The organism is Escherichia sp. WS568, from assembly GCF_046486085.1.
In the GTDB taxonomy this organism is placed as follows: domain Bacteria; phylum Pseudomonadota; class Gammaproteobacteria; order Enterobacterales; family Enterobacteriaceae; genus Escherichia; species Escherichia coli.
This window is the reverse complement of sequence record NZ_JBJQMC010000003.1, coordinates 236,948-250,530: the sequence shown is the minus strand read 5'-3', so window position 1 is coordinate 250,530 and position 13,583 is coordinate 236,948. Positions and strand designations below refer to the sequence as shown.

The following is a 13,583-nucleotide window of genomic DNA, read 5'->3' as shown; positions in this document are numbered from 1 at the left end:
TTCAGAACGATTTTTTTTCAGGAGACACGAACATGGCCAGCAGAGGCGTAAACAAGGTTATTCTCGTTGGTAATCTGGGTCAGGACCCGGAAGTACGCTACATGCCAAATGGTGGCGCTGTTGCCAACATTACGCTGGCTACTTCCGAATCCTGGCGTGATAAAGCGACCGGCGAGATGAAAGAGCAGACTGAATGGCACCGCGTTGTGCTGTTCGGCAAACTGGCAGAAGTAGCCAGCGAATATCTGCGTAAAGGTTCTCAGGTTTATATCGAAGGTCAGCTGCGTACCCGCAAATGGACCGATCAATCCGGTCAGGATCGCTACACCACAGAAGTCGTGGTGAACGTTGGCGGCACCATGCAGATGCTGGGTGGTCGTCAGGGTGGTGGCGCTCCGGCAGGTGGCAATATCGGTGGTGGTCAGCCGCAGGGCGGTTGGGGTCAGCCTCAGCAGCCGCAGGGTGGCAATCAGTTCAGCGGCGGCGCGCAGTCTCGCCCGCAGCAGTCCGCTCCGGCAGCGCCGTCTAACGAGCCGCCGATGGACTTTGATGACGACATTCCGTTCTGATTTGTCATTAAAACAATAGGTTATATTGTGTTAAGGTGGATGATTAAAGCATCTGCCAACCATAAAAAAGAAGCCTCCGTTATGGAGGCTTCTACATATCAAGTCAAAATCATTGGCCATTGTGGCGGTGTCTGATTCATCTCTTCTATCATCACCGACTCGATGTTGTGCCAGATGGCGGTGATATCCGCCATTGTGATGCCAAGCAACCCCATTGCGAACCAGCAGGCAGAAACCACGCCCAGACCGCTGCTGATCACTGCAAGCCCGACATAATCAGACCGACGAAAACGGATGTTGAGTGTGCTGGCCAGAAACATCATTACGGCACTAAGAAGTTGCCAGCGAAGAAGAACCACGCCAGTGGTGAGGGTAGCCATCAAACAATTCCTCTGAAAAGAGCCGATGCCCTGGACAGCGCGGCGTTGTTCACGGGAGGCGTGGTACACTCTGGCTATCGCGGGGCTTGCAGAACACAAAAATGAAACACTCTTTTTGTTTCATTGATTTTGTGAACTATATCACAATTGATTGTTTGTTAGCCATATTAGGACGTGACTTTTATTGCTGTACAGATTATGTGGTTTTTCAGGGGCATTAAGGGTATATCTTCCCACCGCCTCTGCATTCCTGTAGGAAATTAGTTTTGAATATCAATGAATTATTTTTATTCAGGTGACGATTAAAAAGGTATCAATTTCAAATCAGGCAAAAGTGCTATTTATACCGTAAGATTTATCTAAAGACGTCGATAACCAGGGTTCTCGCCTTGCAATGACCGGGTATAAACAGGCAGGAAATTGATAGCAATGAGTCATCGTGCACGACACCAATTACTGGCGTTGCCGGGCATTATCTTTTTAGTTCTCTTTCCCATCATTCTGTCGCTATGGATTGCCTTCTTTTGGGCAAAATCAGAAGTGAATAATCAGCTCCGAACCTTTGCTCAGCTGGCGTTGGATAAATCTGAGCTGGTCATTCGTCAGGCAGATTTAGTGAGCGATGCAGCTGAACGCTATCAGGGGCAAGTTTGCACCCCAGCCCATCAAAAGCGAATGTTGAATATTATTCGTGGCTATCTTTATATTAATGAATTGATCTATGCCCGTGATAACCATTTTTTATGCTCATCGCTGATAGCGCCTGTAAACGGCTATACGATTGCACCGGCCGATTATAAGCGTGAACCTAACGTTTCTATCTATTATTACCGCGATACGCCTTTTTTCTCTGGCTATAAAATGACCTATATGCAGCGGGGAAATTATGTGGCGGTCATCAACCCTCTCTTCTGGAGTGAAGTGATGTCTGATGATCCGACATTGCAATGGGGTGTATATGATACGGTAACGAAAACCTTTTTCTCGTTAAGCAACGAGGCCTCGGCAGCAACGTTTTCTCCACTGATTCATTTGAAGGATTTAACTGTACAAAGAAATGGCTATTTATATGCGACAGTTTATTCGACAAAACGCCCAATTGCGGCCATTGTTGCGACTTCATATCAACGTCTTATAGCGCATTTTTATAATCATCTTATTTTTGCGTTACCCGCCGGTATTTTGGGGAGTCTTGTTCTGCTATTACTCTGGCTACGTATTCGACAAAACTATTTGTCTCCCAAACGCAAATTGCAACGCGCCCTCGAAAAACATCAACTTTGCCTTTATTACCAGCCAATAATCGATATCAAAACAGAAAAATGTATCGGGGCTGAAGCATTGTTACGTTGGCCTGGTGAGCAGGGGCAAGTAATGAATCCGGCAGAGTTTATTCCGCTGGCAGAAAAGGAGGGGATGATCGGACAGGTAACTGATTATGTTATTGATAATGTCTTCCGCGATCTGGGCGCATACCTGGCAACACATGCCGATCGCTATGTTTCTATTAACCTGTCGGCCTCCGATTTTCATACGTCACGGTTGATAGCGCGAACCAATCAGAAAACAGAGCAATACGCGGTGCGTCCACAGCAAATTAAATTTGAAGTGACTGAACATGCATTTCTTGATGTCGACAAAATGACACCAATTATTCTGGCTTTCCGCCAGGCTGGTTACGAAGTGGCAATTGATGATTTTGGTATTGGCTACTCTAACTTGCATAACCTTAAATCATTGAATGTCGATATTTTGAAAATCGATAAATCGTTTGTTGAGACGCTGACCACCCATAAAACCAGTCATTTGATTGCGGAACACATCATCGAGCTGGCGCACAGTCTGGGGTTAAAAACGATCGCTGAAGGCGTCGAAACTGAGGAACAGGTTAACTGGCTGCGCAAACGCGGCGTGCGCTATTGCCAGGGATGGTTCTTTGCGAAGGCGATGCCGCCGCAGGTGTTTATGCAATGGATGGAGCAATTACCCGCGCGGGAGTTAACGCGCGGGCAATAAAACTACAGGCGGTGGCGATAATCGCTTGGAGTGCGATCAAACTGCCGACGGAAAACGCGGGAGAAGGTCTGCTGCGAGACATAACCCAGGTCCATTGCGATATCAAAAATCGGACGCTCGGTGGTGCGCAACTCAACGGCGGCCAGCAACAGGCGGCGTTGGCGAATGTAATCACCAAGTGTCTGATGCGTCACCGTGCGGAACATCCGCTGTAAGTACCACTTTGAATAGCCTGATTTTTTTGCGACGACATCAATGTTAAGCGGCTGGTCAATATGCTCGTCAATCCATGCGATAAGATCCTGAATAATTTTCTGATGGGACATAAATCTGCCTCTTTTCAGTGTTCAGTTCGTTAATTCATCTGTTGGGGAGTATAATTCCTCAAGTTAACTTGAGGTAAAGCGATTTATGGAAAAGAAATTACCCCGCATTAAAGCGCTGCTAACCCCCGGCGAAGTGGCAAAACGCAGCGGTGTGGCGGTATCGGCGCTGCATTTCTATGAAAGCAAAGGGTTGATTAGCAGTATCCGTAATAGTGGCAATCAGCGGCGATATAAACGTGATGTGTTGCGATATGTCGCAATCATCAAAATTGCTCAGCGTATTGGCATTCCGCTGGCGACCATTCGTGAAGCATTTGGCGTGTTGCCCGAAGGGCATACATTAAGTGCGAAAGAGTGGAAACAGCTTTCGTCCCAATGGCGAGAAGAGTTGGATCGGCGCATTCATACCTTAGTGGCGCTGCGTGACGAACTGGACGGATGTATTGGTTGTGGCTGCCTTTCGCGCAGTGATTGCCCATTGCGTAACCCGGGCGACCGCTTAGGAGAAGAAGGCACAGGCGCACGCTTGCTGGAAGATGAACAAAACTAAAGCGCCACAAGGGCGCTTTAGTTTGTTTTCCGGTCTTTGTCTTTCTCTCTATCCCGCTGGTACACAGGAGGGTTTCCCCCGACGTCAACACACCTCATTCGAGCACGTGGTGGAGGTTCCGGTTGGTGTTGATGCTTTAATTGTATGTCACCGGCGTTTCTTCGCCAGTGTAAAAGTACACTTTTTAGCCGCAATATTTTTGTCATCTCAGGCGATTTTTTATCGCAATCCTGAACGGTATACGGTTCGATAACGCTGCAATCTTGCGCATCGACGATAACGTTTGCGCATCAATTGCCTGGTTTTTCATCGTCAAGACAATAAAAGAGAAAAAAGCAGCAAACTTCGGTTGAAAAAGCCGCTATGATCGCCGGATAATCGTTTGCTTTTTTACCACCCGTTTTGTATGCGCGGAGCTAAACGTTTGCTTTTTTGCGACGCACCAATTTGTCGCAAACCTGGAGCAGGAAGATAACGTTTCGCTGGCAGGGGATTGTCCGCCACGCATCTTGACGAAAATTAAACTCTCAGGGGATGTTTTCTTATGTCTACGCCATCAGCGCGTACCGGCGGTTCACTCGACGCCTGGTTTAAAATTTCACAACGTGGAAGCACTGTCCGTCAGGAAGTGGTTGCCGGGTTAACAACGTTTCTGGCGATGGTCTACTCGGTTATCGTCGTTCCAGGCATGTTGGGTAAAGCGGGCTTCCCGCCTGCGGCAGTTTTCGTTGCGACCTGTCTGGTTGCCGGACTCGGTTCTATCGTGATGGGTCTGTGGGCTAATCTGCCGTTGGCGATTGGTTGCGCCATCTCCCTGACGGCGTTTACCGCATTCAGTCTGGTGCTGGGGCAACATATTAGCGTACCTGTCGCGCTGGGTGCCGTGTTCCTGATGGGTGTGCTGTTTACGGTCATTTCTGCCACGGGTATCCGTAGCTGGATTTTGCGCAACTTGCCGCACGGTGTGGCGCACGGCACGGGGATCGGTATCGGTCTGTTCCTGCTGCTGATTGCTGCGAATGGTGTCGGTCTGGTGATTAAAAACCCGCTTGATGGTCTGCCCGTTGCGCTGGGTGATTTCACGACCTTTCCGGTGATGATGTCACTGGTAGGTCTGGCGGTGATCATCGGCCTGGAAAAACTGAAAGTCCCTGGTGGCATTCTGCTGACCATTATCGGTATCTCAATTGTCGGTTTGATCTTCGATCCTAACGTCCATTTCTCCGGCGTTTTCGCTATGCCTTCATTGAGCGATGAAAACGGCAATTCACTGATTGGCAGCCTGGATATTATGGGCGCGCTGAATCCTGTAGTCCTGCCAAGCGTTCTGGCGCTGGTGATGACGGCAGTATTTGATGCCACCGGAACTATCCGCGCCGTCGCCGGTCAGGCGAACCTGCTGGATAAAGACGGGCAGATCATCGACGGCGGGAAAGCACTGACCACTGACTCCATGAGCAGCGTTTTCTCTGGCCTGGTGGGTGCAGCTCCGGCAGCGGTATACATCGAGTCTGCGGCGGGTACGGCGGCGGGCGGTAAAACCGGGTTGACGGCTATCACCGTTGGCGTGCTGTTCCTGCTGATTCTGTTCCTCTCTCCGCTCTCTTACCTCGTTCCGGGGTACGCAACGGCTCCGGCGTTGATGTACGTTGGCCTGCTGATGCTGAGCAACGTGGCGAAAATCGACTTTGCTGATTTTGTTGATGCGATGGCGGGTCTGGTTACGGCGGTATTCATCGTGCTGACCTGTAACATCGTAACAGGCATCATGATCGGCTTCGCGACTCTGGTGATTGGTCGTCTGGTTTCCGGCGAATGGCGCAAGTTGAACATCGGTACGGTCGTTATTGCCGTGGCGCTGGTGACCTTCTATGCGGGTGGCTGGGCTATCTAATCTTACATAGGATTCTGAAAACGGGTGGCAATGGCTGCCCGTTTTTATTTTCTCCGCACATTGTGTGAGCTTTTGCGATATTCTGAAAAAATGAGAATTCAGGCATAACGCCTTTCTCAGATCATAAAAAACATCGCAAACAGGGAACGCATGGAAATCTTCTTCACCATACTGATAATGACCCTCGTGGTCTCGCTGTCCGGGGTGGTCACTCGTGTCATGCCCTTTCAGATCCCGCTTCCGCTTATGCAAATCGCCATCGGTGCGCTACTGGCGTGGCCGACGTTTGGTTTGCATGTGGAGTTTGATCCTGAACTCTTTTTAGTCTTGTTTATCCCGCCGTTGCTGTTCGCTGATGGCTGGAAAACGCCGACCCGTGAATTTCTCGAACATGGGCGAGAGATTTTCGGCCTCGCGCTGGCGCTGGTGGTGGTCACCGTGGTCGGCATTGGCTTCCTTATTTACTGGGTGGTGCCGGGCATTCCGCTGATCCCCGCCTTTGCGCTGGCGGCGGTGCTTTCTCCGACCGATGCTGTGGCGCTCTCCGGGATTGTTGGCGAAGGGCGCATCCCGAAAAAAATCATGGGCATTTTGCAGGGCGAAGCGTTGATGAATGACGCCTCCGGTCTGGTGTCGTTGAAGTTTGCCGTGGCAGTGGCGATGGGGACGATGATCTTCACCGTCGGTGGTGCGACGGTCGAATTTATGAAAGTGGCCATTGGCGGTATTCTCGCCGGTTTTGTGGTGAGCTGGCTGTACGGTCGCTCGCTGCGATTCCTCAGCCGCTGGGGCGGTGATGAACCCGCGACGCAGATTGTTCTACTGTTCTTGCTGCCATTCGCTTCTTATCTGATTGCCGAACATATTGGCGTTTCCGGCATCCTCGCTGCGGTTGCCGCCGGGATGACCATCACCCGCTCCGGTGTGATGCGCCGTGCGCCGCTGGCAATGCGCCTGCGCGCAAACAGTACCTGGGCGATGCTGGAATTTGTCTTTAACGGCATGGTATTCCTGCTGTTAGGTCTGCAGCTGCCGGGTATTCTGGAGACGTCGCTGATGGCGGCAGAAATCGACCCTAACGTCGAAATCTGGATGCTGTTTACCGATATCATTCTGATTTATGCGGCGCTGATGCTGGTCCGTTTCGGCTGGCTGTGGACGATGAAAAAGTTCAGCAACCGCTTCCTGAAGAAGAAGCCGATGGAGTTTGGTTCGTGGACTACACGAGAAATCCTGATCGCGTCTTTCGCCGGGGTGCGTGGGGCGATCACTCTGGCCGGTGTGCTCTCTATCCCGCTGCTCTTGCCGGATGGTAACGTCTTCCCGGCGCGCTATGAGCTGGTGTTCCTGGCGGCTGGTGTCATTCTCTTCTCGCTGTTTGTCGGCGTGGTGATGTTGCCTATTCTGCTACAACACATTGAAGTCGCGGACCATTCGCAACAATTGAAAGAGGAACGTATTGCGCGAGCGGCAACGGCAGAAGTGGCGATTGTGGCGATCCAGAAAATGGAGGAGCGTCTGGCGGCGGATACCGAAGAGAATATCGATAACCAGCTGCTCACAGAGGTTAGTTCTCGCGTCATTGGTAACCTGCGTCGTCGCGCCGATGGACGTAATGATGTAGAAAGTTCAATCCTGGAAGAGAACCTGGAGCGTCGCTTCCGTCTGGCGGCATTGCGTTCTGAACGTGCTGAACTGTACCACCTGCGCGCCACGCGGGAGATCAGTAACGAAACGCTGCAAAAATTATTGCACGATCTCGATTTGCTTGAAGCGTTGCTGATTGAAGAGAACCAATAACGCTTGGCGGTGTAATCGGTAAAAAGGTGCAGTACATCGCACCTTTTTACCGTTGGTCAGGTGACCAGAGGCTAGTGGAGATTAATGCGCGCGGCCTTGCTCAACGCCAAAGCCGGTCTGGGAACGGATAAACTGCGCACGGAACAGTTCACGCTCACGCGCGCCTTCCGCTGAGTTATCGGTTGCCGAGAAGAACCAGATGCCGAGGAATGCCACGCTGATAGAGAACAGCGCCGGGTATTCATACGGGAAGATGGCTTTTTCGTGACCGAGGATCTGTACCCAAATCGTCGGGCCGAGGATCATCAGCACCACCGCAGTAATCAGTCCTAACCAGCCGCCCAGCATCGCGCCACGGGTAGTCAGTTTCGACCAGTACATGGAAAGCAGAATGATCGGGAAGTTACAGCTCGCCGCGATGGCAAACGCCAGCCCCACCATAAAGGCGATGTTCTGATTCTCAAACAGCACGCCGAGGATAATGGCAATCACACCGAGGATCAGTACGGTGATTTTCGATACCCGCAGCTCTTCACGTTCGGTCGCACCTTTTTTGAAGACGTTAGCGTACAGGTCGTGAGACACCGCCGATGCGCCCGCCAGCGTCAGACCCGCAACCACCGCAAGAATGGTGGCGAAAGCAACCGCTGAAATAAAGCCGAGGAACAGGTTGCCACCCACTGCATTCGCCAGGTGAACTGCTGCCATGTTGTTACCACCAATCAGATGGCCCGCCGCGTCTTTATATTCCGGATTCGCACCAACCAGCATGATTGCGCCGAAGCCGATAATAAAGGTCAGGATGTAGAAGTAGCCCATAAATCCGGTGGCGTAGAACACGCTCTTACGTGCTTCGCGGGCATCGCTGACCGTAAAGAAGCGCATCAGAATATGCGGCAAGCCAGCCGTACCAAACATCAGTCCTAGCCCCAAAGAGAGCGCGGAGATAGGATCTTTCACCAGCCCGCCCGGCTTCATGATGTCGACACCTTTCGGGTGTACCGCCATCGCTTCGCTGAACAGATTGTTGAAGCTAAAGCCGACGTGTTTCATCACCATAAAGGCCATAAAGCTGGCACCGAACAGCAACAGAACGGCTTTGATAATCTGTACCCAGGTGGTCGCCAGCATGCCGCCGAACAGGACGTACATCATCATCAGCACGCCGACCAGCACCACCGCAATGTGATAGTTAAGGCCAAACAGCAGCTCGATGAGTTTACCTGCACCTACCATCTGGGCGATAAGGTAAAGCGCCACCACCACCAGAGAACCACAGGCCGAAAGAATACGAATCGGCCCTTGTTTCAGACGGTAAGAGGCCACATCGGCAAAGGTGTAGCGACCGAGGTTACGCAGACGTTCGGCAATCAGGAACAGAATGATTGGCCAGCCCACCAGGAAGCCCAACGAGTAGATCAGCCCGTCATAGCCGGAGGTAAACACCAGCGCGGAGATCCCCAAGAATGAGGCGGCGGACATATAGTCCCCGGCAATCGCCAGCCCGTTCTGAAAACCGGTGATATTGCCGCCTGCGGTGTAGTAGTCATTACGCGAACGTACGCGTTTTGACGCCCAGTAGGTAATGCCGAGCGTAAACACGACGAAAATCAGGAACATAATAATCGCCTGCCAGTTTGTTGGCTGGCGCTCTACGGCCCCGCTAATAGCATCCGCGGCGTTAGCTGCGAAAGGGAGTGTGGCGGCAAGCGCCGTCAGAACTCTTTTCATGATGCTTGTACCTCATGCAGGACTTCATTATTAAGACGGTCGAATTCGCCGTTCGCCCGCCAGATGTAGATACCAGTGAGAACAAAGGAGATCACAATTACTCCAACACCAATCGGAATACCGCGTGTGACGCTGGTGTTCGGATTCAGCGGGGTGCCCAGCCAGCCGGGCGCGAAGGCGATCAGTAAAATAAAGCCGATATAAACTGCCAGCATAATAATCGACAGGATGGTGGCAAACCGTTGCCGTTTTTCGACTAACTCCCTGAAATGCGCATTGTCTTCTATCCGCTGATAAATAGTGCCATTCATCACAGATTCTCCAGAGGTAATGTAGGGATTGTTTTAATTCCCGCGCCCTTATGGGAGCGGGTTAACGCCCAGGTAACCCTCGCCGAATGTAGGCTGGATAAGGCGTTATATGCCGCATCCGGCAATCAATGCCTGATGCGACGCTGTCGCGTCTTATCAGGCCTACAAATCGTTTCCGACTTGTTGCCCGGATCGCATCCGGCAATTGTGGGTTACGATGGCATCGCGATAGCCTGCTTCTCTTCAAGCAGCTTCTCGACTACGCCAGGATCGGCAAGCGTCGAGGTATCGCCCAGGTTGCTGGTATCGCCCGCCGCAATTTTGCGCAGAATACGGCGCATAATTTTGCCGGAGCGGGTTTTAGGCAGGGAGTCGGTCCAGTGCAGCACGTCTGGCGTCGCCAGCGGGCCAATCTCTTTACGCACCCAGTTGCGGACTTCTGCGTACAGTTCTGGTGACGGTTCCTCCCCGTGATTAAGCGTGACGTAGGCGTAGATCGCCTGACCTTTAATATTGTGCGGAATACCGACGACAGCGGCTTCGGCAATCTTCGGATGCGCCACCAGCGCCGACTCAATCTCCGCTGTTCCCAGACGGTGACCCGAGACGTTCAGCACGTCGTCCACGCGCCCGGTGATCCAGTAATAGCCATCTTCATCACGACGCGCGCCGTCGCCGCTGAAATACATATTTTTGAAGGTGGAGAAGTAGGTCTGTTCAAAGCGTTCGTGATCGCCAAACAATGTACGCGCCTGACCAGGCCAGGAGTCGGTGATCACCAGACTGCCTTCGGCGGCCCCCTCCAGCGGATGACCTTCGTTATCGACCAGCGCCGGTTGTACGCCGAAGAACGGACGTGTTGCCGAACCGGCTTTCAGCTCGGTAGCGCCAGGCAGTGGGGTGATCATGAAACCGCCAGTTTCGGTCTGCCACCAGGTATCGACCACTGGGCATTTCTCGTTGCCGATCTTCTTCCAGTACCACTCCCACGCTTCCGGGTTGATTGGCTCGCCCACGGAACCGAGAATGCGCAGCGACGATCGATCGGTGCCTTCAATCGCTTTATCGCCTTCCGCCATCAGCGCGCGAATCGCCGTGGGCGCGGTATAGAGAATATTGACCTGATGCTTGTCCACCACCTGCGCCATACGGGCAGGCGTCGGCCAGTTCGGTACGCCTTCAAACATCAGCGTGGTCGCGCCGCAGGCCAACGGGCCGTACAGCAAATAACTGTGTCCGGTAACCCAACCCACATCGGCGGTGCACCAGTAGATATCGCCCGGATGATAATCAAAGACATATTTAAAGGTCAGCGCCGCGTACACCAGATAACCGCCGGTAGTGTGCAGTACGCCTTTCGGCTTACCGGTAGAACCGGAGGTATAGAGAATAAACAGCGGATCTTCGGCGTTCATCTCTTCCGCCTGGTGCTGATCGCTCGCTTGCTCAACCAGGTCGTGCCACCACAGGTCGCGCCCTTCCTGCCAGTCAATTTTTCCGCCAGTACGCTTCAGTACCACCACATGCTCTACGCTGGTGACGTTCGGGTTTTTCAGCGCGTCATCAACGTTTTTCTTCAGCGGAATACTACGCCCGGCGCGCACGCCTTCGTCGGAAGTGATCACCAACCGTGAGTTAGAATCGATAATGCGCCCGGCAACGGCTTCCGGCGAGAAGCCGCCGAAAATTACCGAATGCACCGCGCCAATGCGGGCGCAGGCCAGCATCGCGACCGCGGCTTCCGGCACCATCGGCATATAAATCGCCACCACATCACCTTTTTTAATGCCCAGCTCGAGCAGGGTATTGGCGAAGCGGCAGACGTCGCGGTGCAGCTCTTTATAGCTGATATGTTTGCTCTGGCTGGCGTCGTCGCCTTCCCAGATGATGGCGGTACGATCGCCGTTTTCTTGCAGATGGCGGTCAAGGCAGTTTGCCGCCAGATTCAGCGTGCCGTCCTCGTACCATTTAATGGACACATTACCGGGGGCAAAGGAGGTGTTTTTCACCTTCTGGTAAGGTTTGATCCAGTCGAGAATTTTTCCCTGTTCGCCCCAGAAGGTATCTGGTGCGTTAATAGATTGTTGATACATCGCCTCGTACTGCTGAGGGTTTATCAGGCAACGGTCTGCGATGTTGGCAGGAATGGTGTGTTTGTGAATTTGACTCATGCTTTTGTTCTCCTTGTAGGATGTTAATAATATGTGGCATAAGCGTTAAATGTAGGGGTATTGGCAGTTTTGTTTAGTATTTGGGCGACAGATCACGCAAAAGTAGAATTGTGCAAATAAACGGCAGGGTAATTTTTGAAGGTCAGCAACAAAAGTTGATTAATTCTTTGAGGAACATGCAGTTATGCATGCTGTTGAAAAAGAGGAAGATACTGACTAACTCTAAAGTGGTATTTTACATGCACTTACAATTGATTAAAGACAACATTCACAGTGTGGTTATTTGTTACACATAGGGGCGAGCAATGTCATGACAGTGTAGGTGCGGTTACTGTCGTGAAAAACAATAAAAACCGCCATTGCAACAATGGCGCAATTCGGATGAAGCCCCTATGACAAGGATAAAAATAAACGCACGCCGTATCTTCAGCTTATTGATTCCTTTTTTCTTTTTCACTTCTGTTCACGCTGAACAAACGGCAGCTCCCGCAAAACCTGTAACTGTGGAAGCGAAGAATGAAACCTTTGCCCCGCAACATCCCGATCAATATCTCTCCTGGAAAGCCACCTCGGAACAGTCAGAGCGTGTTGACGCCCTGGCGGAAGATCCACGGCTGGTGATCCTGTGGGCGGGGTATCCCTTCTCGCGCGATTACAACAAGCCGCGTGGACATGCCTTTGCTGTGACCGATGTGCGTGAAACCCTGCGTACCGGTGCGCCGAAAAACGCTGAAGATGGTCCGCTACCGATGGCATGCTGGAGTTGTAAAAGCCCGGATGTGGCGCGTCTGATCCAGAAAGACGGCGAAGATGGCTACTTCCACGGAAAATGGGCGCGCGGCGGCCCGGAAATCGTCAACAACTTAGGTTGTGCCGATTGCCATAACACCGCCTCACCAGAGTTCGCCAAAGGCAAACCGGAGTTAACCCTTTCCCGTCCGTATGCGGCTCGCGCGATGGAAGCCATTGGTAAACCTTTTGAGAAAGCCGGACGTTTCGACCAGCAATCGATGGTTTGCGGTCAGTGCCATGTGGAGTATTACTTCGACGGCAAAAACAAAGCGGTTAAATTCCCGTGGGATGACGGCATGAAAGTCGAAAATATGGAGCAGTATTACGACAAAATTGCCTTCTCTGACTGGACTAACTCCCTGTCGAAAACGCCAATGCTGAAAGCGCAGCACCCGGAATATGAAACCTGGACAGCGGGCATTCACGGTAAAAACAACGTGACCTGTATCGACTGCCATATGCCAAAAGTGCAGAACGCCGAAGGCAAACTCTACACCGACCATAAAATTGGTAATCCGTTTGATAACTTCGCCCAGACTTGTGCGAACTGCCATACCCAGGACAAAGCTGCCTTGCAAAAAGTGGTCGCGGAACGTAAGCAGTCGATTAACGACCTGAAAATCAAGGTTGAAGATCAACTGGTTCACGCTCACTTCGAAGCGAAAGCGGCGCTGGATGCAGGCGCGACGGAAGCCGAAATGAAGCCTATTCAGGACGATATCCGTCATGCCCAGTGGCGTTGGGATCTGGCGATCGCTTCCCACGGCATTCATATGCACGCACCGGAAGAAGGTCTGAGGATGCTCGGTACGGCGATGGATAAAGCGGCGGATGCGCGCACTAAACTGGCGCGACTGCTGGCGACCAAAGGCATCACCCATGAAATCCAGATCCCGGATATCTCGACCAAAGAGAAAGCCCAGCAGGCCATTGGCCTGAACATGGAACAAATCAAGGCCGAGAAGCAGGACTTTATCAAAACGGTGATCCCGCAGTGGGAAGAGCAGGCACGTAAAAACGGTCTGTTAAGCCAATAACCCCCG

The 13,583-nt window shown here is 52.0% G+C and carries 11 protein-coding genes; 6 read left to right on the top strand and 5 right to left on the bottom strand.

Features of this window, described 5'->3' with window-relative positions; translation table 11 throughout:
* Positions 1 to 32: 32 nt before the first annotated feature.
* On the top strand, positions 33 to 569 hold the full coding sequence (gene ssb1 / locus ACJHWR_RS05370) for a single-stranded DNA-binding protein SSB1 (RefSeq protein WP_000168305.1): 537 nt from the start codon (positions 33 to 35) through the stop codon (positions 567 to 569).
* A gap of 98 nt (positions 570 to 667) precedes the next feature.
* Here the strand turns inward: ssb1 and ACJHWR_RS05365 are convergent, their stop codons facing one another.
* Positions 668 to 949, bottom strand: a complete 282-nt coding sequence (locus tag ACJHWR_RS05365; protein ID WP_001295689.1) for a YjcB family protein — start codon at positions 947 to 949, stop codon at positions 668 to 670.
* 429 nt (positions 950 to 1,378) lie between these two features.
* Here ACJHWR_RS05365 and pdeC point away from each other — a divergent pair, with 429 nt between their 5' ends.
* A complete protein-coding gene (gene pdeC / locus ACJHWR_RS05360; RefSeq protein WP_000019514.1) occupies positions 1,379 to 2,965 on the top strand; it encodes a c-di-GMP phosphodiesterase PdeC in 1,587 nt (528 codons plus the stop codon).
* Positions 2,966 to 2,967: 2 nt separating this feature from the next.
* Here the strand turns inward: pdeC and soxS are convergent, their stop codons facing one another.
* The gene (soxS, locus tag ACJHWR_RS05355; protein WP_000019358.1) at positions 2,968 to 3,291 is read right to left on the bottom strand and encodes a superoxide response transcriptional regulator SoxS; all 324 of its coding nucleotides are present in this window, start codon (positions 3,289 to 3,291) and stop codon (positions 2,968 to 2,970) included.
* 85 nt (positions 3,292 to 3,376) lie between these two features.
* Here soxS and soxR point away from each other — a divergent pair, with 85 nt between their 5' ends.
* The 3 genes from soxR (at position 3,377) to ACJHWR_RS05340 (ending at position 7,535) form a co-directional block, all read left to right on the top strand.
* Positions 3,377 to 3,841 (top strand): redox-sensitive transcriptional activator SoxR, encoded by a 465-nt coding sequence (soxR, locus tag ACJHWR_RS05350; RefSeq protein WP_000412424.1) that lies wholly within the window; start codon positions 3,377 to 3,379, stop codon positions 3,839 to 3,841.
* Between the two features lie 544 nt (positions 3,842 to 4,385).
* Positions 4,386 to 5,735, top strand: a complete 1,350-nt coding sequence (gene ghxP / locus ACJHWR_RS05345) for a guanine/hypoxanthine transporter GhxP (RefSeq protein WP_000106892.1) — start codon at positions 4,386 to 4,388, stop codon at positions 5,733 to 5,735.
* Positions 5,736 to 5,885: 150 nt separating this feature from the next.
* A complete protein-coding gene (locus ACJHWR_RS05340; protein WP_000402206.1) occupies positions 5,886 to 7,535 on the top strand; it encodes a Na+/H+ antiporter in 1,650 nt (549 codons plus the stop codon).
* An 81-nt stretch (positions 7,536 to 7,616) separates the two neighbouring features.
* Here ACJHWR_RS05340 and actP read toward each other — a convergent pair whose 3' ends face one another.
* The 3 genes from actP to acs form a co-directional block, all read right to left on the bottom strand.
* The gene (gene actP / locus ACJHWR_RS05335) at positions 7,617 to 9,266 is read right to left on the bottom strand and encodes a cation/acetate symporter ActP (RefSeq protein ID WP_000832548.1); all 1,650 of its coding nucleotides are present in this window, start codon (positions 9,264 to 9,266) and stop codon (positions 7,617 to 7,619) included.
* Positions 9,263 to 9,577: a DUF485 domain-containing protein gene (locus ACJHWR_RS05330; protein WP_001014565.1), complete on the bottom strand. Its 315-nt coding sequence runs from the start codon at positions 9,575 to 9,577 to the stop codon at positions 9,263 to 9,265. The genes actP and ACJHWR_RS05330 overlap by 4 nt, the downstream gene beginning before the upstream one ends.
* A 212-nt stretch (positions 9,578 to 9,789) precedes the next feature.
* Positions 9,790 to 11,748 carry an acetate--CoA ligase gene (gene acs, locus ACJHWR_RS05325; RefSeq protein ID WP_000078207.1) on the bottom strand — a complete coding sequence of 653 codons (1,959 nt, stop codon included), beginning with the start codon at positions 11,746 to 11,748 and terminating at the stop codon, positions 9,790 to 9,792.
* Positions 11,749 to 12,140: 392 nt separating this feature from the next.
* Here acs and nrfA point away from each other — a divergent pair, with 392 nt between their 5' ends.
* Positions 12,141 to 13,577 carry an ammonia-forming nitrite reductase cytochrome c552 subunit gene (nrfA, locus tag ACJHWR_RS05320; protein WP_000196875.1) on the top strand — a complete coding sequence of 479 codons (1,437 nt, stop codon included), beginning with the start codon at positions 12,141 to 12,143 and terminating at the stop codon, positions 13,575 to 13,577.
* Positions 13,578 to 13,583: the final 6 nt, after the last annotated feature.